Origin of the sequence: Saccharomonospora sp. NPDC046836, from assembly GCF_040645195.1 — a bacterium.
In the GTDB taxonomy this organism is placed as follows: Bacteria; Actinomycetota; Actinomycetes; order Mycobacteriales; family Pseudonocardiaceae; genus Prauserella_A.
Genome location: NZ_JBEYXW010000034.1, coordinates 1 through 21,456, shown reverse-complemented (window position 1 = coordinate 21,456; position 21,456 = coordinate 1). Strand labels below are relative to the sequence as shown.

Annotated in this window: 22 protein-coding genes; 18 read left to right on the top strand and 4 right to left on the bottom strand. The window is 67.8% G+C overall.

Annotated features, from left to right (window positions below; translation table 11 throughout):
* Positions 1-35 precede the first annotated feature (35 nt).
* The gene (locus tag ABZ863_RS28290) at positions 36-590 is read right to left on the bottom strand and encodes a YceI family protein (protein WP_358541668.1); all 555 of its coding nucleotides are present in this window, start codon (positions 588-590) and stop codon (positions 36-38) included.
* 81 nt (positions 591-671) lie between these two features.
* Here ABZ863_RS28290 and ABZ863_RS28285 point away from each other — a divergent pair, with 81 nt between their 5' ends.
* Positions 672-1,148 (top strand): helix-turn-helix domain-containing protein, encoded by a 477-nt coding sequence (locus ABZ863_RS28285; protein WP_358541665.1) that lies wholly within the window; start codon positions 672-674, stop codon positions 1,146-1,148.
* Entirely contained in the window at positions 1,145-1,966 is an 822-nt protein-coding gene (locus ABZ863_RS28280) for a thioesterase family protein (RefSeq protein ID WP_358541662.1), read from the top strand. The genes ABZ863_RS28285 and ABZ863_RS28280 overlap by 4 nt, the downstream gene beginning before the upstream one ends.
* A 3-nt stretch (positions 1,967-1,969) precedes the next feature.
* On the opposite strand, the gene ABZ863_RS28275 is transcribed toward ABZ863_RS28280, so the two are convergent.
* Complete coding sequence (locus ABZ863_RS28275) at positions 1,970-2,542, bottom strand: TetR family transcriptional regulator (protein ID WP_358541659.1); 573 nt, start codon at positions 2,540-2,542, stop codon at positions 1,970-1,972.
* Between the two features lie 84 nt (positions 2,543-2,626).
* Here ABZ863_RS28275 and ABZ863_RS28270 point away from each other — a divergent pair, with 84 nt between their 5' ends.
* From ABZ863_RS28270 to ABZ863_RS28255, 4 genes are read left to right on the top strand one after another with little or no spacing between them, the layout of a single operon-like run.
* Positions 2,627-3,037 carry a nuclear transport factor 2 family protein gene (locus ABZ863_RS28270; RefSeq protein ID WP_358541657.1) on the top strand — a complete coding sequence of 137 codons (411 nt, stop codon included), beginning with the start codon at positions 2,627-2,629 and terminating at the stop codon, positions 3,035-3,037.
* A 42-nt stretch (positions 3,038-3,079) separates the two neighbouring features.
* Positions 3,080-3,838: a phage Gp37/Gp68 family protein gene (locus tag ABZ863_RS28265; protein WP_358541654.1), complete on the top strand. Its 759-nt coding sequence runs from the start codon at positions 3,080-3,082 to the stop codon at positions 3,836-3,838.
* A gap of 31 nt (positions 3,839-3,869) precedes the next feature.
* A complete protein-coding gene (locus ABZ863_RS28260; protein WP_358541651.1) occupies positions 3,870-4,424 on the top strand; it encodes a GrpB family protein in 555 nt (184 codons plus the stop codon).
* A 41-nt stretch (positions 4,425-4,465) separates the two neighbouring features.
* Positions 4,466-4,810, top strand: coding sequence for a nuclear transport factor 2 family protein (locus tag ABZ863_RS28255; protein WP_358541648.1), 345 nt, complete (start codon positions 4,466-4,468; stop codon positions 4,808-4,810).
* A gap of 338 nt (positions 4,811-5,148) precedes the next feature.
* Here the strand turns inward: ABZ863_RS28255 and ABZ863_RS28250 are convergent, their stop codons facing one another.
* Positions 5,149-6,156, bottom strand: a complete 1,008-nt coding sequence (locus ABZ863_RS28250; protein WP_358541645.1) for a substrate-binding domain-containing protein — start codon at positions 6,154-6,156, stop codon at positions 5,149-5,151.
* A 220-nt stretch (positions 6,157-6,376) separates the two neighbouring features.
* Between ABZ863_RS28250 and ABZ863_RS28245 the strand changes: the two genes are divergently transcribed.
* The 12 genes from ABZ863_RS28245 to ABZ863_RS28190 all read left to right on the top strand — a co-directional run bounded on the left by ABZ863_RS28245 (position 6,377) and on the right by ABZ863_RS28190 (position 20,278).
* Positions 6,377-7,903, top strand: a complete 1,527-nt coding sequence (locus ABZ863_RS28245) for a sugar ABC transporter ATP-binding protein (RefSeq protein WP_358541642.1) — start codon at positions 6,377-6,379, stop codon at positions 7,901-7,903.
* A gap of 49 nt (positions 7,904-7,952) precedes the next feature.
* The gene (locus tag ABZ863_RS28240; RefSeq protein ID WP_358541639.1) at positions 7,953-8,954 is read left to right on the top strand and encodes an ABC transporter permease; all 1,002 of its coding nucleotides are present in this window, start codon (positions 7,953-7,955) and stop codon (positions 8,952-8,954) included.
* On the top strand, positions 8,947-9,993 hold the full coding sequence (locus ABZ863_RS28235) for an ABC transporter permease (protein ID WP_358541637.1): 1,047 nt from the start codon (positions 8,947-8,949) through the stop codon (positions 9,991-9,993). The genes ABZ863_RS28240 and ABZ863_RS28235 overlap by 8 nt, the downstream gene beginning before the upstream one ends.
* Positions 9,990-11,075 carry a rhamnose ABC transporter substrate-binding protein gene (rhaS, locus tag ABZ863_RS28230; RefSeq protein WP_358541635.1) on the top strand — a complete coding sequence of 362 codons (1,086 nt, stop codon included), beginning with the start codon at positions 9,990-9,992 and terminating at the stop codon, positions 11,073-11,075. Before ABZ863_RS28235 ends, rhaS begins: the two co-directional genes overlap by 4 nt.
* A gap of 62 nt (positions 11,076-11,137) precedes the next feature.
* Positions 11,138-11,470 (top strand): L-rhamnose mutarotase, encoded by a 333-nt coding sequence (locus ABZ863_RS28225; protein ID WP_358541632.1) that lies wholly within the window; start codon positions 11,138-11,140, stop codon positions 11,468-11,470.
* A gap of 23 nt (positions 11,471-11,493) precedes the next feature.
* Positions 11,494-12,660 (top strand): L-rhamnose isomerase, encoded by a 1,167-nt coding sequence (gene rhaI, locus ABZ863_RS28220; protein WP_358541629.1) that lies wholly within the window; start codon positions 11,494-11,496, stop codon positions 12,658-12,660.
* 5 nt (positions 12,661-12,665) lie between these two features.
* Positions 12,666-14,711 carry a bifunctional aldolase/short-chain dehydrogenase gene (locus ABZ863_RS28215; protein WP_358541626.1) on the top strand — a complete coding sequence of 682 codons (2,046 nt, stop codon included), beginning with the start codon at positions 12,666-12,668 and terminating at the stop codon, positions 14,709-14,711.
* Positions 14,712-14,724: 13 nt separating this feature from the next.
* Positions 14,725-16,137 (top strand): L-fucose/L-arabinose isomerase family protein, encoded by a 1,413-nt coding sequence (locus ABZ863_RS28210; RefSeq protein ID WP_358541624.1) that lies wholly within the window; start codon positions 14,725-14,727, stop codon positions 16,135-16,137.
* On the top strand, positions 16,134-17,540 hold the full coding sequence (locus tag ABZ863_RS28205; RefSeq protein WP_358541622.1) for a rhamnulokinase family protein: 1,407 nt from the start codon (positions 16,134-16,136) through the stop codon (positions 17,538-17,540). Before ABZ863_RS28210 ends, ABZ863_RS28205 begins: the two co-directional genes overlap by 4 nt.
* Positions 17,537-18,271 carry a (Fe-S)-binding protein gene (locus tag ABZ863_RS28200; protein ID WP_358541619.1) on the top strand — a complete coding sequence of 245 codons (735 nt, stop codon included), beginning with the start codon at positions 17,537-17,539 and terminating at the stop codon, positions 18,269-18,271. The genes ABZ863_RS28205 and ABZ863_RS28200 overlap by 4 nt, the downstream gene beginning before the upstream one ends.
* Complete coding sequence (locus ABZ863_RS28195) at positions 18,250-19,677, top strand: LutB/LldF family L-lactate oxidation iron-sulfur protein (protein WP_358541617.1); 1,428 nt, start codon at positions 18,250-18,252, stop codon at positions 19,675-19,677. Before ABZ863_RS28200 ends, ABZ863_RS28195 begins: the two co-directional genes overlap by 22 nt.
* Positions 19,670-20,278 (top strand): lactate utilization protein C, encoded by a 609-nt coding sequence (locus ABZ863_RS28190; RefSeq protein ID WP_358541615.1) that lies wholly within the window; start codon positions 19,670-19,672, stop codon positions 20,276-20,278. Before ABZ863_RS28195 ends, ABZ863_RS28190 begins: the two co-directional genes overlap by 8 nt.
* Here the strand turns inward: ABZ863_RS28190 and ABZ863_RS28185 are convergent.
* Positions 20,279-21,456: bifunctional diguanylate cyclase/phosphodiesterase (locus ABZ863_RS28185; RefSeq protein ID WP_358541612.1), on the bottom strand; the 1,178-nt coding region annotated here is incomplete at its 5' end.

The following is a 21,456-nucleotide window of genomic DNA, read 5'->3' as shown; positions in this document are numbered from 1 at the left end:
CGCCAAACCTCACCCACGATGAACGAGATGAGCGGCTATGCCGAGGCGAGCACCCCGTCGACTTCGATGGAGACCTCGTCAGCGAGCTTGAGCGCACCGAGGAGTGCGGAGTACGGCTTGATGCCCCACCGCGTTTGAGCGACGGTGGCGCGGCCGGTCACCTGGCCATCCTCGCCGACCGTGGCGTGCACGATGATCGGCTCGGTGCGGCTCATGATGGTGAGCTCGCCGGCGATCTCGAGCGCGGTCGCGCCGCCGGATACTCGGGTCGAGCGGAACGTGATCTTCGGGTACTGGTCGCTGTGCAGGACCTTCGACTGGAGGTTCTTCCTGATCTCGGCTCGGTCCGAGGCGGTGAGCGGCTTGACGCCGCCGCTGCCGGACCGCACCTCGAGCGAGTCCACCCCTATCTCGACGGTCACCGACGACTGTCCGGGGTCGGTCGCCCGCACGGTGACGTCGGCGCTCCAGTCGATGGCCTCGATCGTCAGATCGTGCCCCGCACGCGCGCCCAACCCGGTACGGCTCGTCCTGACCAGCAGGCGACCTGCCGGTAGGACCAGCCGGTAATGCCCGTCCGGAAGCGGCATACGTCAAGGTTACGACGTTTTGGCCACCGCAGGGGTCGCAAAAGTAGTGCATCCTATGAAGCAACGCACTATGCTGCCTCCATGCGGCGAGTCAGCTTCCGGAACATGCACTGCTCCGTTGCCCAGTGCCTCGAGGTGGTGGGTGAGTGGTGGACCCTCCTCATCGTTCGCGACGCCCTCCTGGGGGTCGCCCGCTTCGAGGACTTCCACGACCGGCTCGGCATTGCCCGCAACGTGCTGAACCAGCGCCTCATCACACTCGTCGAGGCCGGGGTGCTCGAACGGGTCCAGTACAGCGAGCATCCCCCTCGCGACGAGTACCGCCTGACCCCAAAGGGCCGCGACCTGTGGCTGGTCATCGCCGCCCTGCGCGAATGGGGCGATCGATGGGCGGCACCCGATGGCTCTCCACTGCACCTCGTCCACCGGGCCTGCGGGGAGATCACCGAAATCGTCCCGACCTGCTCGGCGTGTGGGGAGACGGTCACCGACCGGGACCTCAAGGCGATCGCGGGTCGAGGAATGCGCGACAGCCTGCTGCCGGCGGGCCGGGCATGAGCGCGGCGGCAGGCGTACCGACCACTACGTTCGCGGAGGTTTCCGCCCTGACCGAGGTCGGTGCGGGCCGCTTCACGGCCGATGTCAGTCCCGAATGGACGATCGGAGGCAAGCCCAACGGCGGCTACCTGCTCTCCATTCTCGGCCGGGCAGCGGCGACCACAGGCTCACATCCGCACGTTGTCGCCGCGAGCGCCCACTACCTGCGTTCGCCGGAGCCGGGTCTGGTCGACATCGAGATCGAGCCTCTTCGCGCGGGCCGTTCGGCCAGCCAGCTCCGGGCCCGGATGTCGCAGGACGGTGCGCCCTGTGTCGAGGCCCTGCTCACGGCCAGTGAGCTCGACGGCGTCACACCGCACTGGGGCGACGGTGTGCCGAGTGCCGATATGGCTCCGTTCGACGAGTGCGCCCGGCTGGAAGGCCGGACTCCCGGCGGCATGCAAGTCAACATCATGGATCAGGTCGAGGTACGCCTCGAACCGGAGAGCCAGGGCTTCCTCACAGGGAAACCAGCGGGTCGCGGGGAGCTCCGCGGCTGGCTCGCACTACCCGGCGGCGACGCCTTCGATGCCGTTTCGTTGCTCTTCGCCGTCGACGCGTTCCCGCCGGCGACACTGGACATCGAACTCACCGGCTGGGTGCCGACCCTCGAACTCACCGCCTACGTTCGTGCGCTTCCCGCACCCGGACCCGTCCGGGTGCTGCACAAGGCGCAGCTCATTGCCGGAAATCGGGTGGACGAGGCCTGTTTCGTATGGGATGCGACCGGCCGGCTGGTCGCCCAGAGCACCCAGCTCGCTGGCATTCGTCTGGGGTAGCTCTCAGGAGTCGCCGCTCGCGGTGAGCGACTCGAAGCACGGCCGCAGGAGCTCGATGATCTGGTCGGGTGGTGCGTCCCGAAGGCCGTCGAGTTGCAGGAGATGGCGGCCGATGACGACGCCGAGGCTGATGGCACCGGTCAAGCCGGTGCGAAGAAGCGCGTCGTCAGCGGACAGGATGTCGCTGAGTTGTTCCTGCTGACGGCTCAGCGAGGCCCGGACGCCTTCGGTTGCGTCCGGGTGGGTGAGCATCGAACGCAGCATTGCCAGGGTCGCGGTGGGTTCGTGTGTCAGTTTGTCGTGCAGCGTGGCCAGCAGCTGCTCGGTCAGTTGCTCGGGTGTACCCGAGATCGGTTCATCCGGCGTGGCTGCGCTCGCCTGGGTGAACAACTGTTCCTTCGAGCCGAAGTAGTGCATGACCAGTCCGGGATTGACCTTCGCTGCTCGTGCGACGGCTCGGATGGTGGTGCGGTCGTAGCCGTGCTCGGAGAACAGCTGACGCGCCGTGGCGAGGATGCGCGCCTCGGTCTGCCGACGCTGTTCGGCTCGGGACGTGTGCGAAGCGGGACCGGCCATCTGGTCATTGTACGACCGTTGCATGGATGGCGATTTCGTTGTACGTTCGTTTAGTAAACATGCGTACAACGAAGGAGTCACGCTGTGACCAACGCCCGCGAGATGTTCGATCGGTTGCTCCCGATGTTCCTCGACAAGGACCTGGCTGGGTTCGCGGACCTGTTCGCCGAGGACGGCGTACATGAGCTGCCGTTTGCCCCGCCCGGTGTCCCCGGCCGGATCCAGGGCCGCGAGAACATTCGTGCCTACCTGACGGCGATCATCGAGACCCCGTTGATGCACAAGGAATTCCAGTCGGTGACGGTGTATGAGACCCAGAACCCCGAGGTAGCCATCGCCGAATTCGACGCGCACGGCGTGGTGACGACCTCCGGCCGCCCCTACGTGATGCGCTACCTGCAGATACTTCAGGTCTCCGGTGGCCAGATAGCTTTGTGGCGCGACTACTGGAACCCGGCGGAGGGCGCAAGACTGCTCGGGACCGAGCCGCAGTGATCGGCTTGGACTTCGTCCGGATGCCGCGCGTTCAATCGAGGCATGGACGACGGCCAGATCGAGTCGGCGACCTGGAATCCGACCACAGGGTGTGACGTGGTCAGCCCCGGCTGCGACCACTGCTACGCGCTCATGTTCGCGAAGCGGCTCAAGGCGATGGGCAACTCCGGATACCAGCGCGACGGCGACCCGCGTACCAGTGGCCCCGGCTTTCGTCTCACCCTGCACCCCGACCGGTTGGAGACACCGCTGCGGTGGCGGCGGCCCCGGCTGGTGTTCGTCGACTCGATGAGCGATCTGTTCCACCCCAAGGTCCCGGAGAGTTTCCTCGCCGACGTCCTCGAGGTGATGCGGCGAGCCGAGCGCCACACGTTCTTCGCCCTGACCAAACGCCCGGCGCGGATGGTCTCGGTGCTCGGCCGTCGCCAGCCGTCCCCGCTTCCGAATGTCTGGTGGGGAACCACCATCGAACGCAACGACTACGCCGGCCGGGCCGATCGATTGCGGGAAACCCCTGCGGCGGTGCGGTTCTTGTCGCTCCAACCGTTACTCGGGCCGCTCCCGGACCTCGAACTCAGCGGCCTGGACTGGGTCTACGTCGGCGGTGAGTCCGGTGCCTCGCACCGGCCGATGGATCCGGCTTGGGTACGCCCGATCCGCGACCGGTGCGTGGCCACCGGCATCCCTTTCCTGTTCAAACAATGGGGCGGCCGGACGCGCAATGCGAACGGGCGCGTCCTCGACGGACGCACGTGGGACGAGATGCCGCGGCAGTGGAGTTCAGGGAACCCCGTGGTTTGACCAGCCTCCAGCCGGCAGGAAGGCTGCGGTCATGGCCGATCCACTCGATGACACGAAACTGTCCACAATGCTCGTTCATGGGCTTCGCCCTGTAAAGGTCGTCATCGCCGACTACGACCCCGCCTGGCCCGTCAGGTTCGAACGACGAGCCGCCGAACTGCGGGAGATCCTCGGCCGGCGAGCCAGGCTGATCGAGCACATCGGCTCCACGTCGGTTCCGGGCCTGGCGGCGAAACCGGTCATCGACATCGTCGTCGGTATCGACGACCCGGACGACGAGGAGGCTTATCTGCCCGATCTCGAAGCGGCAGGCTATGACCTGCGTGTCCGGGAACCGGAGCATCGCTGCCTGCGCCCAGGCGAGCCGGACGGGCCGGTCAACCTGCACTGTTACCCGCCCGATCACGTCGAGATCCGCCGGTACCTCGCCTTCCGCGACCGCCTGCGGGCCAGTGATGCCGACCGTGACCTCTATGCCACGACCAAACGGGAACTGGCGCAACGGGAATGGCGTGACATGAACTACTACGCTGAGGCGAAATGGCCGGTGATCGGCGAAATCCTCGCCCGCGCGGGCTGGCGGTGAGTGGTCCCATGGGTTCGCCTGCCGACGATGTCCAACAGGTAATGAGCCGCGAGCGTGCACTGCTGACACCGGACGTCCGGTGCTCGGCGGAACAGGTCGACCTGTTGCTGCATCCCGACTTCTTCGAGTTCGGCGCCTCGGGTCGCCGGTGGGAGCGCAGCGCCATGATCACCGCGATGGCTGCCGAACCGGCAGACGATGAACCCCTCGTCGTATCGGAGATGGAGGGCGCGCAGGTGGCCGATGACGTCGTGCTGGTCACCTATGTCACCGAGGAGCCGGGGCGGCGAGCTCGCCGGAGCTCGTTGTGGCGGAAGGCCGACGACGGGACGTGGCGGCTGTATTTCCACCAGGGCACGCCCGTTCCTGTGCAGCAGGACCTCTGAAGCCGCCGCCGGGGCGCGAGTCCCCCGCTCCTGTGCGCGAGTTGCCCGCTAAGGCGCGCGAGTTGCCCGCTAAGGCGCGCGAGTTGCCCGTTCCGGTTCGCGGCGTATGCCGATGATCGACCGTCCGGGCGAGCGATGTCGCACTGGCGCTGGCTCGGGGCGATCGGCGAGCCCGGTCGGCCCGGTTGCTCTCCTCGCCGGGGCCGCTGATCGCGCTGAGCCCGGCTGCCCACGCCCGAACGGGCAACTCGCCGACCGGAGCGGGCAACTCGCGGACTGGGGCGGGCAACTCGCCGGCTGGGGCGGGGGACTCGCCGGCTGGAGCGGGGACTCGCGGGTCAGCCGCCGGTGGAGTCGCGGACCACCAGTTCTGGTTTGAACATCACCTGCTGGTGGGCGTGCGTGTCCGGGTTGTCGCACTCCTCGACGAGGAGCTGGGCGGCGGTGCGGCCTATCTGCTGGGTCGGCTGCCGGATCGACGTCAGCGGAACGGCGGCGTCCGCGGCGAACTCGATGTCGTCGTAGCCCACGATGGCGAGGTCCTCCGGCACTCGTCTGCCCGTGGACACCGCTGCCCGCAGCACACCGAGCGCCATCAGGTCGTTGGCGCAGAACGCCGCCGTCGGCACCGCGCCCGCGGCGAGCCTGGGCCGAGCGGCGTCATGGGCGCTGCGGGCGTTCATGACCCGCCCCTCGACGACCTCGACGGTCTCCTCCGGATCCAGTCCGGCCGCCGCGACCGCCCGGCGCAGGCCGGTGAGCCGGTCGGCACACTGCCGCAGGGCCAGCGGGCCGGTGAAGTACAGGATCTTCCGGTGTCCGTGCGCCACGAGGTGCGCCCCGGCCAGCTCCCCGCCGACGACGTCGTCCACCGCCACCGAGCAGCAGTTGACCCGGGGATCGTGCCGGTCGACGAGCACCGCCGGCGTGCCCCGCCTGCGCAGCGCGTCGAGCCGGTCGGAGCTGACCTCGATCGGCGTGATCAGTACACCGCGCACCCGCTGTTCCTCCAGCACCTGGAGGTACCGGTTCTCCCGTGTCACCTCGTCGTCGGAGTTACACAGCACGACGGCGTAGCCGAGCTCGTCGGCGATCTTCTCCACCCCGCGCGCGACGTCGTGAAAGAAGGGGTTGGCCATGTCCAGCACGATGAGCCCGATCGAACGGCTGGTGCCGGCCCGCAGCTGCGCGGCGGAGGAGTTGCGGACGAACCCCAGCGCCGAGATCGCGGACAGGACGGTGGCCCTGGTGTTCTCGGCGACCCGCTCGGGATGATTGAGCACGTTGGACACGGTGCCCACGGAGACACCCGCGCGCTCGGCGACGTCCTTGATGCTCGGCGACATGCCTGATCCCCTGCTTCGTGCTGAAACGTTCAAGCGCCCATGGCGCTCACCTGGGGTACCCAGGTTCAGGCCAAGCTAACACGAGCCGCTGGTACGCGGCCCGTCGGATCGTTATCGAATCGCACGTCAGCGGGGGTCTTGACGGGTCGGCTCGGCGCGCCTAGGTTGAGCCGCACTCGTGAATGAAACGTTTCACGATCTCCAACGAAGGAGGACACCCGTGGCAGCACCGGAGCACCCCGGCGTGCCGCTACTCGAACTTCGCGACGTCTCCAAGTCTTTCCAGGCGGTCCGCGCGCTGCGAGGCGTATCTCTCGCGCTGCATGCGGGCGAGATACATGCACTCGCGGGCGAGAACGGAGCGGGCAAGTCGACCGTCGTCCGCATCATCGGCGGCGAGCACCAGCCCGACAGCGGCGAGGTCCTCCTCGACGGCCAGGAGGTGCGGTTCTCCTCGCCCCGTGAGGCGCAGCAGCGCGGCGTCGCCGTCATCCACCAGGAACCGATCCAGTTCCCCGATCTGTCGGTGGCCGAGAACGTGTTCATGGGCCGCCAGCCGCTGCGGCCGGGCCGCCGCGTCGACCGGCGCGCGATGAACCAGCGAGCCGGGGAGGTGTTCGAGCAACTCGGCGTGCCCATCGACCCGGCACGGCAGACCCGTGGTCTGTCCATTGCAGACCAGCAGATCATCGAGATCGCCAAGGCACTCGTCGCCGATGCGCGCATCATCGTCATGGACGAACCGACCGCGGCACTGTCCGCTGTGGAGGCCGAACGACTCTTCCGCGTCGCCCGCGGCCTCGCCGAGCGTGGCGCTGCGTTGCTGTTCATCTCGCACCGGCTCGACGAGATGTACGCGTTGTGCCAGCGGGTCACCGTCCTGCGCGACGGTGCCTTCGTCACCACCGAGCTGATGACCGAGATCGACAGCGAAACACTTGTTCGGCGCATGGTCGGCCGGTCGGTCGAGCAGCTCTTTCCCAAGCGGGACACCGAGATCGGCGAGGAGGTGCTCGTCGTCGACGGCCTCAGCAGGGCCGGTGAGTTCCGCGACATCTCGTTCCGGGTGTGCCGTGGTGAGATCGTCGGGCTGGCTGGCTTGGTCGGCTCTGGACGGTCCGAAGTGGCCAGAGCCATCTTCGGCGTTGACGAGCGGGACTCCGGCAGTGTCACTGTCAACGCCAAGCCGCTCCCCGCGGGCAACCCGCGCGCCGCGATCGACAGGGGTATCGCGCTGGTTCCCGAGGATCGCAGGGAACAGGGCCTGGTGCTGGACCTGGCCATCGAGCGCAACGCGAGCTTGGCGCGGTTGCGGAAGGTGTCGCCTGGCGGCATCACGCGGCAGTCACGGGAGAGGGAGCTCGCCACCAGGTGGGGCAAGCGACTGTCGCTGAAGGCAGGCAAACTCTCCGACCCGGCCGCCACGCTGTCCGGTGGGAACCAGCAGAAGGTCGTCCTCGGCAAGTGGCTGGCGACCGAGCCCTCGGTGCTCATTGTGGACGAGCCCACCCGTGGCATCGACATCGGTGCCAAGGTCGAGGTGCACGCCTTGCTGTCCGAGCTCGCCGCCGAGGGAATTGCGATCCTGCTCATCTCCTCCGAACTGCCCGAGGTGCTCGGCATGGCCGATCGCGTCCTGGTGATGCACGAGGGGCGGATCACCGCCGAACTGTCCAGAGAGGAAGCCACCGAGGAGACCGTGATGTATGCGGCGACCGGGAACGGCAAGAAGGGTTCGGCCGCATGAAAAGGCGCAGAAAGCCATGCGCTGCGTGCAAGGTCGCGGGAGGCACAGCATGAACCGGATCAAGGCGGTGCTCTCCGGGCGGGAGCTGAGCATCCTCGGTGCGCTCGTCGCCCTCGTCGCCGTTACCACCGCGGTGAGTCCGTCCTTTGTGAACGGACAGGGTGTTCACGACCTGTTCCTCAACGCCTCGATCCTGGCGCTGCTGGCCATCGGTCAGACGCTGCTGGTGATCACCCGCAACATCGACCTCTCGGTGGGTTCGGTGATGGGCCTGACCGCGTACATGTCGGGGCAGCTGTTCATTGCCGACCACGAGACGCCCACCATCCTCGTCGTGCTGGCGGGAATGGCCCTCGGCGCCGTATGTGGGGCGATCAATGGGGCTCTGGTAGCAATCGCGAAGGTTCCCGCGCTCGTGGTCACGCTGGGTACGCTCTACGTTTTCCGCGGCATCGACTACGGCTGGGCGAGCGCAACCGGCGTGCACCAGATCAACGCCGACCAGATGTCTCAGAGTTTCCTGGCCTTCGGCAGCGGTTCGGTCCTCGGCATCCCGCACCTGTCGCTGATCGCGTTGGTGGCGCTGGTGATCGCGGCCTACGCGCTGCACAACTGGCGGTCCGGCCGGGAGCTGTACGCCATCGGCTCCAACCCGCAGGCCGCGCGGCTTGCCGGTATCCCCGCGGGCAAACGCGTGTTCACCGCGTTCGTGGTCTCCGGTGCGCTCGTGGGCCTCGCCGGTGTACTGCACGCGTCCTACTTCGGCACGATCAACGCCTCGGTCGGCACCGGCCGCGAGCTCGCCGTCGTCGCGGCGGTGGTCGTCGGTGGTGTTGCCATCTTCGGCGGTAGCGGCTCCGTGCTCGGTGCCGTTCTCGGTGCCCTGCTGCTGACCACGATCACCAGCGCGCTGCCCATCCTCGGCGTGCCCGCCTTCTGGCAGCGCGCCGTCGACGGTGCCGCGTTGTTGCTCGCCATCTCGCTCGACCGGGCCGTGATGGTGCGAATGGCGCAGCGGCTACGCAAGGAAAGGAGCCTCCGGCGTGCGTGAGAAACTGCTCCGCTGGGAGTCGATCCTGGTGGTGTTGTGCGTTGCCGTGTTCGTGTGGGGTTCCACCAGCACACCCGGTTTCGCCGAGACCGACAACATCAGCTTCCTGTTGCTGGACTACACCGAGGTGGCGCTGATCGCGCTGGCGCTGTTGCCGATCATCCTGACCGGCGAGATCGACCTGTCGGTCGCGTCGATCCTCGGGTTCTGCTCGGCACTGACCGGTGTGCTGTGGGACGCCGGGATGTCGTTCGAGACCATCGTGCCGCTCGTGATCGTGGCCGGCGCGGTGCTGGGCTCGCTCAACGCCACGCTGATCGTCAAGTTCGGCCTGCCCGCGCTGGCGGTCACGATCGGCACGCTCGGGCTCTACCGCGGGCTCGCCTACATCGTGCTCGGCGACGGCGCGGTCACCGGATTCCCGGACGCCTACCGTCCAATCGCGACGGACACGATCCCCGGCACGTTCCTGCCGTACGCCACGCTGATCGTGATCGTCGTCGGCGTGCTAGCGGCGGTCGTGGTGCACTACACGCCCGTCGGCCGCTCGCTCTATGCCATTGGCCTCGGCGAGCAGACCGCACGTTTCTCCGGCATCCGGGTGCAGCGCATCAAATTCGCGCTTTACATCGTGTCGGGCATCCTGTGCGCACTGGCCTCACTCATCTACACGTTGCGTTACAACAGCGCCCGCGCCGACAACGCCAATGGCCTCGAACTCATCGCGGTCGCCGCGGTGCTGCTCGGCGGCGTGTCGATCTTCGGTGGCCGGGGCACGGTCATCGGGGTCGGCAGTGCGCTGCTGCTCATGGCGGGGCTGCGCAACGTGCTGTTCCTCAACGACGTGACCAACGAGATTCAGAACGTGATCAACGGCTTGCTGCTGATCATCTCCGTGCTGGTTCCCGTGGTCGCGAACCTGGTGCGTAAGCGGCGTCAGCCCGTGGCCGTCGCAGCGGGACCACCATCGCAGGAGACCCTGCCAGACCCCGTGGGGGCGACCGCGTCCCACGGAACCCCCGAGGAGGACCAAAGATGATCCACTCTCGACTGCGGAGAAACCGCGCGTTCCTCGCGGTGACCGGCGTGGGCCTCGCGGCCGTGCTGGTGGCCGGATGCGGCGGTACGACCAAAGACTCGGCGTCGTCGTCCGAAAGCGGCGCCGGCACCGAGAAGGTCGCCGACCCGAACGCCCCCATCAGGGAAGGTCTGCAGATCGCCTTCCTGCCCAAGGAAATCGACAACCCGTACGAGAACATCGTCGATGAGGGCGGTATCGCCGCGGTCGCCGAGCTCAAGGGCACGGGCAAGGAGGTCGGCCCATCGGATGCATCGGCGTCGTCACAGGTCTCCTACATCAACACCCTGATCCAGCAGAACCAGGACGCCATCGTGATCGCGGCCAACGACCCGAATGCGGTCGCGCCCGCGCTCAAGGAGGCCATGGCGAAGGGCATCGCGGTCGTCAGCTACGACTCCGACGCGGCGGTGGACGCCCGCCAGGTGTTCGTCAACCAGGCCAACTCCGAGGACATCGGTCGCTCGCAGATCAAGATGGTCTCCGAGCAGATCGGCGGCAAGGGCAAGATCGCCATCCTGTCCGCGACACCGAACGCGACGAACCAGAACACGTGGATCGAGTTCATGAAGGACGAGCTGACCAAGCCGGAGTACGCCGACATCGAGCTGGTCAAGGTCGCCTACGGTGACGACGACGACCAGAAGTCCTTCCAGGAGACCCAGGCGCTGCTGCAGTCCATTCCGGACCTGAAGGCGATCGTCTCGCCGACAACGGTTGGCATCTCGGCGGCGGCGCGCTACATCTCCTCCTCGCCGTACAAGGGCAAGGTTGTCCTGACCGGGCTCGGCACGCCGAACCAGATGCGCCAGTTCATCAAGGACGACACGGTCACCGAGTTCGCGCTGTGGGACCCGGAGCAGCTCGGTTACCTCGCCGGCTACGCGGCAGCGGCGCTGGCGTCGGGCCAGATCACCGGCAAGGAGGGTGAGGTTCTCAAGGCCGGAAAGCTCGGCGAGCGCACGATCGGCAAGAACGGCGAGATCATCCTTGGCCCGCCAACGGTCTTCAACGCCGACAACATCGACAAGTTCAACTTCTGACCGGAGCGAGCCGGGGCCGTGCGGGGTCAGGTGACCCTCGCGGCCCCGGCAGAAGGAAAGCCATGAAAAGCACTACCACGAGGCGGATCTGCTTCCTGCTCAGGGTGAAACCGGACCGGATGGACGAGTACGCCAGGCGGCACGCCGAGGTCTGGCCGGAAATGCAGGAAGCCTTGCGGGAGACCGGGTGGACCAACTACTCGCTGTTTCTCGCACCGGATGGGCTGCTGGTCGGCTACTTCGAGACCGACGATCTCGACGCCGCACTCGCAGGCATGGCAGCAACGGAAGTCAATGCTCGATGGCAGGCGGAGATAGCTCCTTTCTTCGAAAACCTCGACGGCGCACCTGATGAGGGAATCGTGCCGTTGTCCGAGGTCTTCCATCTCGACTGACCACCGACTTCAGGGAGGAATCCATGTCTGACCACTCCGCCGTGAAGGCAGTGCTGCGCACGCAGCACATCGAGACGCCCTCGTGGGCATTCGGCAACTCCGGAACCCGCTTCAAGGTGTTCGCGCAGGAGGGAATCCCGCGCGATGCCTACGAGAAGATCGCCGATGCGGCGGTCGTGCACCGCTATACCGGCGTCGCGCCGAGCGTGGCCGTACACATTCCATGGGACACAGTGGACGATTACGCCGATCTGGCCAAGCACGCCGAGAACCTCGGCGTGAAGATCGGTGCCGTCAACCCCAACGTGTTCCAGGACGACGACTACCGGCTCGGCAGCATCTGCAACCCGGACCCCGCGGTCCGCCGTAAGGCACTGGAGCACCTGCTCGACTGTGTCGACATCATGGACGCCACGGGATCCCGGGATCTTTCGATCTGGTTGGCCGACGGGCTCAACTACCCCGGCCAGGACTCGCTGGCCGACCGTCAGGCGCGGTTGGAGGAGGCACTGGCGGCGGTATACGAGCGGCTGGGTGAGAACCAGCGGATGCTGCTGGAGTACAAGTTCTTCGAGCCGGCGTTCTATGCCACCGACGTGCCGGACTGGGGAACCAGCTACGCGCACTGTGTCGAACTCGGCGACAAGGCGCAGGTACTGGTCGACACAGGCCATCACGCACCCGGTACCAACATCGAGTTCATCGTCGCGTTCCTGTTACGCAAGAACCGGCTCGGCGGCTTCCACTTCAACTCGCGCTTCTACGCCGACGACGACCTCATGGTCGGTGCCGCGGACCCGTACCAGCTGTTCCGGATCATGGTCGAGATCGTGCTCGGCGGCGGCCTCGACGCCGCGTCGGGCGTCGCCTTCATGCTCGACCAGTGCCACAACATCGAGCCGAAGATCCCGGCGCTGATCCGCTCGGTGCTCAACGTGCAGGAGGCGACGGCGAAGGCGTTGCTTGTGGACTCCGAAGCCTTGCGGGCTGCGCAGCGGGCCGGGGATGTCTTGGGCGCCAACGGAATCCTGGTAGACGCTTTCTCCACCGACGTCCGGCCGCTGCTTGCCGAGCTGCGGGAGGAGATGGGACTGGACCCCGACCCGATCGCGGCGTACCGGCGCAGCGGCTACGCCGAGCAGATCGTGGCGGAACGCGTTGGCGGCACTGCCGCCGGATGGGGAGCCTGACGACAATGACCACGCAGCATCCCGCGGTCGCCGAGCTGCTCGCCCGTTCACACGAGCTGGGCGCCGACCGTCGCAACACGAACTACGCGGGCGGCAATGCCTCGGCGAAGGGCACCGACATCGACCCGGCGACCGGTACTGACGTCGAGTTGATGTGGGTCAAGGGCTCCGGTGGTGATCTCGGCACCCTCACCGAGGCGGGCCTCGCCGTGCTTCGTCTCGACCGGATGCGGGCACTCGTCGACGTCTACCCCGGCGAGGAGCGCGAGGACGAGATGGTCGCCGCATTCGACTACTGCCTGCACGGTAAGGGCGGCACGGCCGCACCGAGTATCGACACCGCGATGCACGGACTTGTCGACGCGGCACACGTCGACCACCTGCATCCCGATTCGGGCATCGCGATCGCGACCGCGGTCGACGGCGAGGAGCTGACCCGCAAGATCTTCGGTGACCGCGTGGTGTGGGTGCCATGGCGACGGCCTGGTTTCCAGCTGGGACTGGACATCTCCGCGATCAAGACGGCCAACCCGCAGGCGATCGGCTGCGTCCTCGGCGGGCACGGCATCACGGCGTGGGGCGACACCAGCGAGGAGTGCAAGCAGCACTCGCTGGAGATAATCCGCACCGCCGAGGCCTACCTGGCCGAGCACGGCGATCCGGAGCCGTTCGGTGCGGTAATCCCCTGGTACGAACCACTGTCCGAAGAGGATCGACGGGCGCGCGCGGCCGCGTTGTTCCCCGTGCTGCGTGGGCTCGCCTCCACAGACTCGCCGCAGCTCGGACATTTCACCGACAGTCCAGAGGTTCTGGAGTTCCTGGTCAGGGAGAAGCACACTGAGCTCGCGGCGCTGGGTACGTCCTGCCCGGACCACTTCCTGCGTACGAAAGTGGCGCCGCTGGTCGTGGACCTGCCGGGTACCGCTCCACTCGAGCAGGTGATCGAGCGGGCGAAGGAACTGCACGCGACCTACCGCGAGGAATACGCCGCGTATTACAACCGGCACGCGACACCGGACTCGCCGCCACTGCGTGGTGCGGATCCGGCGATCGTGCTGGTGCCTGGCGTCGGCATGTTCAGTTTCGGCCGGGACAAGCAGACCGCGCGCGTGGCGGGCGAGTTCTACGTCAACGCGATCAACGTGATGCGCGGCGCGGAGTCGGTGTCGACCTATGCGCCGATCCCGGAATCGGAGAAGTTCCGCATCGAGTACTGGGAGCTGGAGGAGGCGAAGCTGCGGCGGATGCCCAAGCCGAAGCCGCTGGCGACCCGGATCGCGCTCGTGACCGGCGGTGGATCCGGTATCGGCAAGGCCATCGCGCAGCGGCTGGCAGCCGAGGGCGCGTGCGTCGTGGTGGCCGACCGCGACCTCGCCGCGGCAACCGCGGTCGCCGAGGAGATCGGCAACACCGACAAGGCCGTCGCAGTGGCGGTCGACGTCACCGACGAGAACGGCGTCGCCGGTGCGGTAGTGGCGGCATCGCTGGCGTTCGGCGGCGTGGACCTGGTGGTCAACAACGCGGGGTTGTCGGTGTCCAAGCCACTGCTGGAGACGAGCGCCCGGGACTGGGACCTGCAGCACGACGTGATGGCGCGCGGGTCGTTCCTCGTCGCCCGCGAGGCGGCGCGGGCGATGATCGCGCAGGGGCTCGGCGGTGACATCGTCTACATCGTCAGCAAGAACGGTGTGTTCGCGGGCCCGAACAACATCGCCTACGGTGCGACGAAGGCCGACCAGGCGCACCAGGTGCGGTTGCTGGCGGCGGAGCTCGGCGAGCACGGTATTCGCGTCAACGGCGTCAACCCCGACGGTGTCGTGCGCGGTTCCGGCATCTTCGCCTCTGGCTGGGGAGCGAAGCGTGCCGCCGTCTACGGGGTGCCGGAGTCCGAACTCGGTACCTTCTATGCCCAGCGGACTCTGCTCAAGCGGGAGGTGCTGCCGGAACACGTGGCGAATGCCGTGTTCGTGCTGACCTCCGGCGAGCTGTCCCACACCACCGGACTGCACATTCCGGTCGACGCAGGCGTCGCAGCCGCGTTCCTGAGGTGACGAAGGAGTCAGCATGACCAACAGCAAGCGGCGGCCCAAGATCGGACTGGTGGCCGGTGGGCTCGGCGCCTACTGGCCGCAGTTCCCGGATCTGCTGCCGACGTTGCGGCAGTCGTCGGCCTACGTCAGCGAGCGCATTGCCGGGTTCGACGCCGACATCGTGGACGTCGGGTTCATCTCCGACGCACAGGAAGGCGCGCTCGCGGCGGAGAAGCTCCGCGTGGCCGGGTGCGATCTGATCGTCGGGTTCCTCACCACCTACATGACGGCCACCATGTTGATGCCCATCGCTCAACGCAGCGGTGCCCCGGTGTTGCTGATCAACCTGCAGCCCACCGAGTCGATGGACCACGCGACGTTCGACACCGGCCAGTGGCTGGCCTACTGCGGCGCCTGCCCGCTGCCCGAGATGGCCAACGCGTTCCGCCGCGCGGGCGTGGAATTTCGCAGTGTGTCCGGGTACCTGCGGGATGAGCGTGCCTGGGCCAAGATCGGGCGGTGGATCTCCGCCGCGGCCGTGCGCAAGGTGCTGCGGCACGGCAGGCACGGTTTGATGGGGCACCTCTACCCGGGCATGTACGACGTCTCGACCGACCTGACGATGGTGAACGCCCACTTCGGTGGCCACGTCGAGGTGCTGGAGTTCGACGACCTGCGCGTGCGCGTGGAGAAGGTCAGCGACGACGAGGTGGCTACGAAGGTCGCCGAGGCCGAGTCGGTCTTCGAGCTGGACTCCTCAGTGGACCGTGTGGATCTCCAGTGGGGTGCGCGGGTCTCGGTCGGACTCGACCGGCTGGTGGCCGACTTCGAGCTGGACAGCCTCGCCTACTACCACCGTGGCCTCGACGGTGAACAGCACGAGCGGCTCGGAGCCGGGATGATCCTCGGGGCGAGCCTGCTGACGGCGCACGGCATCCCGGCCGCCGGCGAGTACGAGCTGCGCACCAGCCTGGCAATGCTGATCATGGACGTACTCGGCGCCGGTGGTTCGTTCACCGAGCTGCAGGCGCTCGACTTCACGCGTGGCCACGTGGAGATGGGCCACGACGGTCCCGCACACTTGGCGATCAGCGCGAAGAGGCCGCTGCTGCGTGGGTTGGGGGTCTACCACGGCAAGCGCGGCTGGGGTGTGTCGGTCGAGTTCGACGTCGCACACGGTCCGGTGACGCTGCTGGGCGTCGGCCAGGACCGCGACGGCCGGTACTCGCTGATCGTGTCCGAGGGCGCGGTCGTCGACGGTCCACTCATGCGGATCGGTAACACCACGAGCCGGGTCGACTTCGGACGTGACCCCGGCGAGTGGACCGACGACTGGTCGGCCAGCGGCGTCGCGCACCACTGGGCGCTCGGCGTCGGGCACCGGGCCGCCGAACTGCGCGCGGTCGCCAGCCTGCTGGACATCCCGCTGGTCGAGGTCGGCAGGTGACCTCGTTCGTCGCGGTCGACCTCGGTGCCACGAGCGGCCGGGTCATGCTGGGCACCGTCGCGGACGGCCGGGTCGATCTCACCGAGGTGCGCCGGTTCGCGACGGGCCCGCGTGAGCGGGCGGAGGGGGGTTTGCGCTGGGACGTCGAGGAAATGTACGGCGAGATCGTCGCCGGATTGAGCGAGGCCGCCCCGGCCGATCCCGTGTCGATCGGCATCGACTCGTGGGCGGTGGACTACGGCCTGATCGGACCCGACGGCAAGCTAGACGGCGATGTGCGGTGCTACCGCGATCCGCGTACCGACGGCATGGCCGACCGGCTGCGGCAGTATGTCGACGACACGACGTTGTACGGCATCACCGGCCTGCAGTACCTGCCGTTCAACACGATCTACCAACTGCTGGCCGAGCCGCCGGGCCGGCTTGCCGACAAGACGTTGCTGTTGCTGCCGGACCTCATCGCCTACTGGCTGACCGGTGAGCTCGGCGCTGAGGTGACGAACGCGTCCACCACAGCGCTGCTCGACGCGACCACCCGGCGCTGGTCCACCGAACTGCTCGACCGCACCGGCATTTCGGCGGGACTGCTGCCGCCGCTGCGGCAGCCGGGCGAGCCGATCGGCGTGGGGCCGGACGGTGTGCCGGTGGTGACGGTGGCCTCGCACGACACGGCGTCCGCTGTGGCCGCCGTGCCCGCCGACGGGGAGCGCTTCGGCTACATCTCCTGCGGTACCTGGTCGCTGGTCGGGCTCGAACTGCCCGCGCCGGTGCTCACTGAGGCGGCCCGCGCGGCGAACTTCACCAACGAGGCCGGTATCGACGGGACGGTACGGTTCCTGCGCAACACGATGGGACTGTGGCTGCTCAGCGAGTCGATGCGGGTGTGGCGGGAGCAGGGTCACGACATTAGGCTCACCGATGTGTTGCACGCAGCGCTGCGCGAGCCACCTTTTCGGTCCATTGTGGATCCGGACGATCCGGTTTTCCTGGCTCCGGGAGACATGCCCGCCAGGATCGCTCGGGTCTGTCGCGACACCGGACAGCCGGAGCCGACAAGCCCGCCCGCGGTGGTGCGCACGATTCTGGAGTCGCTCGCGGTCGCGCATGCAGCGTCCCTGCGCACGGCAGCGCGGCTCGCCGATCGTTCGCTCGACGTGGTGCATCTCGTCGGCGGCGGTGCCCGCAACGAACCGCTGTGCCAGTTCACCGCCGACGCGTGCGGGTTGCCGGTGCTGGCCGGTCCGGTGGAAGCCAGCGCGCTCGGCAATGTCTTCGTGCAGGCGAGGACGGCGGGGGTACTCGCGGGTGCACCCGTCAGTGCGCCACTGGCCCGTTACGAGCCGCGGGGGGAGCGTGCGGCGTGGCAGGCGGTGGCGCGCAGGCTCGCGGAGGTACGGCCATGACCAAGCTCCGGGTGGCACTGTTCGCCACGTGCCTCACCGACACCCTGTACCCCGACACCGGGCGCGCTGTGCTCCGGTTGCTGGAACGCCTCGGCTGTGAAGTGGACTTCCCGCTGGAACAAACCTGCTGCGGGCAATTGCACTACAACACCGGCTACTACGACCATGCCAGGCCACTGGCCAGTGACTACGCGGCAGCCTTCGCCGGTTACGACTACATCGTCGCGCCGTCGGGCTCGTGTGGCGGGATGGTCAGGGAGATCCACCCGAGCCTGTGCGGCACCACCCCCGCCGTCGAGCGGACCTACGAGCTCAGCGAGTTCCTGGTCGATGTGCTCGGCGTGACCGATGTCGGCGCGTACTTCCCGCATCGGGTCACCTACCACCCCACGTGCCATTCGCTGCGGATGCTCAAGGTCGGCGACAAGCCGCTGCGGTTGCTGCGCACGGTGCGCGGCCTGGAACTGACCGAGCTGCCCGGGGCCGAGCAGTGTTGTGGTTTCGGCGGGACCTTCGCACTGAAGAACGCCGAGACGTCCACTGCGATGCTCACCGACAAGATGCGCAGCGTCCAGGACACCGGTGCGGAGGTGCTGACCGCGGGCGACAACTCGTGCCTGATGCACATCGGCGGTGGGTTGTCCCGCATGCGCAGCGGTGTCCGCACGGTGCATCTCGCGGAGATCCTGGCCAGCACGGAGGAGGAACCATGGGTGCCCGCAACCCGGTGACCTGGCTGGGTAGCCCCACGTTCCCGAAGGCAGCGCACACCGCGCTCGCCGACACACAGCTGCGCAGCAACCTGCGCAAGGCCACCACGACGATCCGCGCCAAGCGGGCCGGGGTGGTCGCCGAGCTGGATGACTGGGAGCGGCTGCGACTCGCCGGTGCGGCCATTAAGGACGATGTGCTGGCCAACCTCGACACGTACCTGGTGCGGTTGGAGGAGTCGGTCACCGCATGCGGCGGTGTCGTGCATTGGGCCCGCGACGCGGCCGAGGCCAACCAGATCGTGCTCGACCTCGTTCGCGCCGAGGGTGCCGACGAGGTTGTGAAGGTCAAGTCCATGGCCACCGCGGAGATCGGTCTCAACGAAGCGCTCGAAGCCGGAGGCGTGCACGCCGTCGAGACCGACCTCGCCGAGTTGATCGTCCAATTGGGACACGATCGCCCCTCGCACATCCTGGTGCCGGCCATACACCGCAACCGTGCTGAGATCGGCGAGATCTTCCGCGGGCAGATGACCGAACCGCCCGCCTCCGACGAGCCTGCCGACCTGGCCGAGGCGGCTCGCAGGCACCTGCGGCGTAAGTTCCTCTCGGCCAAGGTCGCCATCTCCGGTGCCAACTTCGCTGTCGCCGACACCGGTTCGGTGGTTGTCGTGGAGTCCGAGGGCAACGGCCGGATGTGCGTGACACTGCCGGAGACGCTGATCACGGTGATGGGAATCGAGAAGCTCGTGCCGACCTGGCAGGACCTCGAGGTCTTTCTGCAACTGCTACCGCGTTCGTCCACAGCGGAGCGGATGAACCCCTACACGTCTGTGTGGTCGGGCGTGACGCCGGGCGATGGGCCGCGGAAGTTCCACCTGGTGCTGCTGGACAACGGGCGCACGGCCACCCTCGCCGACGAGGTCGGAGCGCAGGCGTTGCGCTGCATCCGCTGCTCGGCATGCCTCAACGTGTGCCCCGTGTACGAGCGGACCGGCGGGCAGGCCTACGGGTCGGTGTACCCGGGACCGATCGGGGCGATTCTGGCTCCGCAGCTGGCCGGTGACATGCGCGACAAGCAGGCCGCGTCGCTGCCGTACGCGTCGTCGCTGTGCGGCGCCTGTTACGAGGTGTGTCCGGTGCGCATCAACATCCCCGAGGTACTGACCCAGCTGCGTTCGGAAGTGGTGGCCGCGAAGGGAAAGCGCACACCGGAGGCGCTGGCGATGGCCGCGGCGGCCTGGGTGTTCGCCGATCCGAAGCGGTACGAGGCAGCGCAGAAGGCGGGCTCGCTGTCGCGGTTGCTCGCCCGCGACGGCACGATCTCGTGGCTGCCCTGGCCGGGTTCGAAGTGGACGTCCACACGCGACTTTCCTGCGGTGCCGAAGGAGTCGTTCCGTGCGTGGTGGAGGCGGACCCGTGGCTGAGGCTCGCGAGGAGATTCTGGCACGGATTCGCGGCGCCCGGCGCCGAGTAGCCACCCCGGTGCCGAGGGACTACGAGCGCAGCAGGACCGCTACCGACACGCTGGGGCTACTGGCCGAGCGTGTCGCCGACTACCGCGCGATCGTGCACCGGGTGCCTGCCGCGGAGATGGCGGAACGTATTGCCGGCTGTCTCACCAGCCGCGGCACGGCAACCGTTGCCGTGCCTGCCGATGCTCCCGCGTCGTGGCAGGTCCCCGCGGTGCGCTGGCGCCCGGACGAACCGCCGCTGCCGCTGGCGGAGCTCGACGCCGTGGACGGGGTCCTGACCGGCTGCGCCGTGGCCATCGCCGAGACGGGCACGATCGTGCTGGACTCCGGGCAGGCGCAGGGCCGCCGGATGCTCAGCCTGGTGCCCGACTACCACCTGTGCGTGGTGCGTGCCGAGCAGGTCGTGGTGAGTGTGCCGGAGGCACTGGCCCGGCTGGACCCGGTGCGCCCGCTGACCTTCATCAGCGGTCCCTCGGCCACCAGCGACATCGAGTTCAACCGGGTAGAAGGGGTGCACGGACCCCGGACACTCGAGGTGCTGATCGTCGAGTGATCACCTGCGGTGGGCAGAGTCGGTCGGCGTAGCCAGCTCCGCGAGGCCCGCCGGTTTGCCGAAGTAGTAGCCCTGCGCCTGGTCACAGCCGAGGTCACGCAGCATGGTGCACTGCCGCTCGGTCTCCACACCCTCGGCGATCACGGTGAGCCCCATGCTGTGCGCCATGGTCACGATGCCCTTGATGATCGGCTCGGCATCGAACTCGTCGGGGCCACCGAGGCCGGCGACGAACGACCGGTCGATCTTCAGCGTGTCCAGCGGCAGCTTCCACAACTGGGCCAGCGAGGAGTAACCGGTACCGAAGTCGTCGATCGCCAGCCGCGCACCGAGCTCGCGCAGCGCCGTCAGCGCCCGCCCCGCCGCCACCGGTTCGCGCATCAACGTGCTCTCGGTGATCTCCAGGCACAGGGCCCGCGCGGGGAGCCCGGTGCTGTACAGCACGTCCCGCACGGTCTGGACCAGCGAGGCGTTGTCGAGCTGACGTGCGGAGAGGTTCACCGTGAGGCGGGTGTCGCCGCCGAAGGTCGCCCGGTGCGCGGCGATCTCCCTGGTCGTCGTGTGCAGCATGTAGTCGCCGATCAGGTTGATCAGATCGCTTTCCTCGGCGAGCGGGATGAACTCGGCAGGCGAGATGGCCCCGTGTGTGGGGTGCCGCCACCGCATCAACCCCTCGACCGCGACGGTCTCGGACTCCCGCAGGTCGACCACAGGCTGGTAGGCCATCCAGAGCTGCCCGGTCCGTACCGCTTCACGCAGGTCCTGCTCGAGCCGGAGCTGCCGCTGCACACGTTTCCGCAGCTCCACGTCGAAGAACTCGTACCGCCCGCGGCCACGCGTCTTCGCCTCGTACATCGCCACATCGGCGTCGCGGATCAAATCCTCCGCCGATCGCGGGTCGCCGGGCCTCGCGATCACGACCCCGATGCTCGCGTCGATGCGCAGCTGCCGGCCGTCGAGGGTGATCGGCCTGGTCAGTGACGAGCGCAGGTGCCGGATCAGCGAGCGGATGCCGTCGTCTCCGGCCACGCCGAACGTTACGACGGCGAACTCGTCCCCGCCGAGCCTGCCAACGAGGTCCGTGCCGCGCACGCAGTGCTGCAGCCGATGCCCGACGATCCGCAGCACCTTGTCGCCGATGCTGTGCCCCAGTGAATCGTTGATGACCTTGAACTTGT

Bases quoted from the DNA above. Each gene is read 5' to 3' on its own strand.
- ABZ863_RS28290 (WP_358541668.1), bottom strand. From the start codon at position 590: ATGCCGCTTCCGGACGGGCATTACCGGCTGGTCCTACCGGCAGGTCGC.
- rhaS (WP_358541635.1), top strand. From the start codon at position 9,990: ATGATCCACTCTCGACTGCGGAGAAACCGCGCGTTCCTCGCGGTGACC.
- ABZ863_RS28240 (WP_358541639.1), top strand. From the start codon at position 7,953: ATGAACCGGATCAAGGCGGTGCTCTCCGGGCGGGAGCTGAGCATCCTC.
- ABZ863_RS28250 (WP_358541645.1), bottom strand. From the start codon at position 6,156: ATGTCGCCGAGCATCAAGGACGTCGCCGAGCGCGCGGGTGTCTCCGTG.
- rhaI (WP_358541629.1), top strand. From the start codon at position 11,494: ATGTCTGACCACTCCGCCGTGAAGGCAGTGCTGCGCACGCAGCACATC.
- ABZ863_RS28225 (WP_358541632.1), top strand. From the start codon at position 11,138: ATGAAAAGCACTACCACGAGGCGGATCTGCTTCCTGCTCAGGGTGAAA.
- ABZ863_RS28195 (WP_358541617.1), top strand. From the start codon at position 18,250: ATGGGTGCCCGCAACCCGGTGACCTGGCTGGGTAGCCCCACGTTCCCG.
- ABZ863_RS28280 (WP_358541662.1), top strand. From the start codon at position 1,145: ATGAGCGCGGCGGCAGGCGTACCGACCACTACGTTCGCGGAGGTTTCC.
- ABZ863_RS28200 (WP_358541619.1), top strand. From the start codon at position 17,537: ATGACCAAGCTCCGGGTGGCACTGTTCGCCACGTGCCTCACCGACACC.
- ABZ863_RS28215 (WP_358541626.1), top strand. From the start codon at position 12,666: ATGACCACGCAGCATCCCGCGGTCGCCGAGCTGCTCGCCCGTTCACAC.
- ABZ863_RS28210 (WP_358541624.1), top strand. From the start codon at position 14,725: ATGACCAACAGCAAGCGGCGGCCCAAGATCGGACTGGTGGCCGGTGGG.
- ABZ863_RS28275 (WP_358541659.1), bottom strand. From the start codon at position 2,542: ATGGCCGGTCCCGCTTCGCACACGTCCCGAGCCGAACAGCGTCGGCAG.
- ABZ863_RS28260 (WP_358541651.1), top strand. From the start codon at position 3,870: ATGGCCGATCCACTCGATGACACGAAACTGTCCACAATGCTCGTTCAT.
- ABZ863_RS28285 (WP_358541665.1), top strand. From the start codon at position 672: ATGCGGCGAGTCAGCTTCCGGAACATGCACTGCTCCGTTGCCCAGTGC.
- ABZ863_RS28265 (WP_358541654.1), top strand. From the start codon at position 3,080: ATGGACGACGGCCAGATCGAGTCGGCGACCTGGAATCCGACCACAGGG.
- ABZ863_RS28255 (WP_358541648.1), top strand. From the start codon at position 4,466: ATGAGCCGCGAGCGTGCACTGCTGACACCGGACGTCCGGTGCTCGGCG.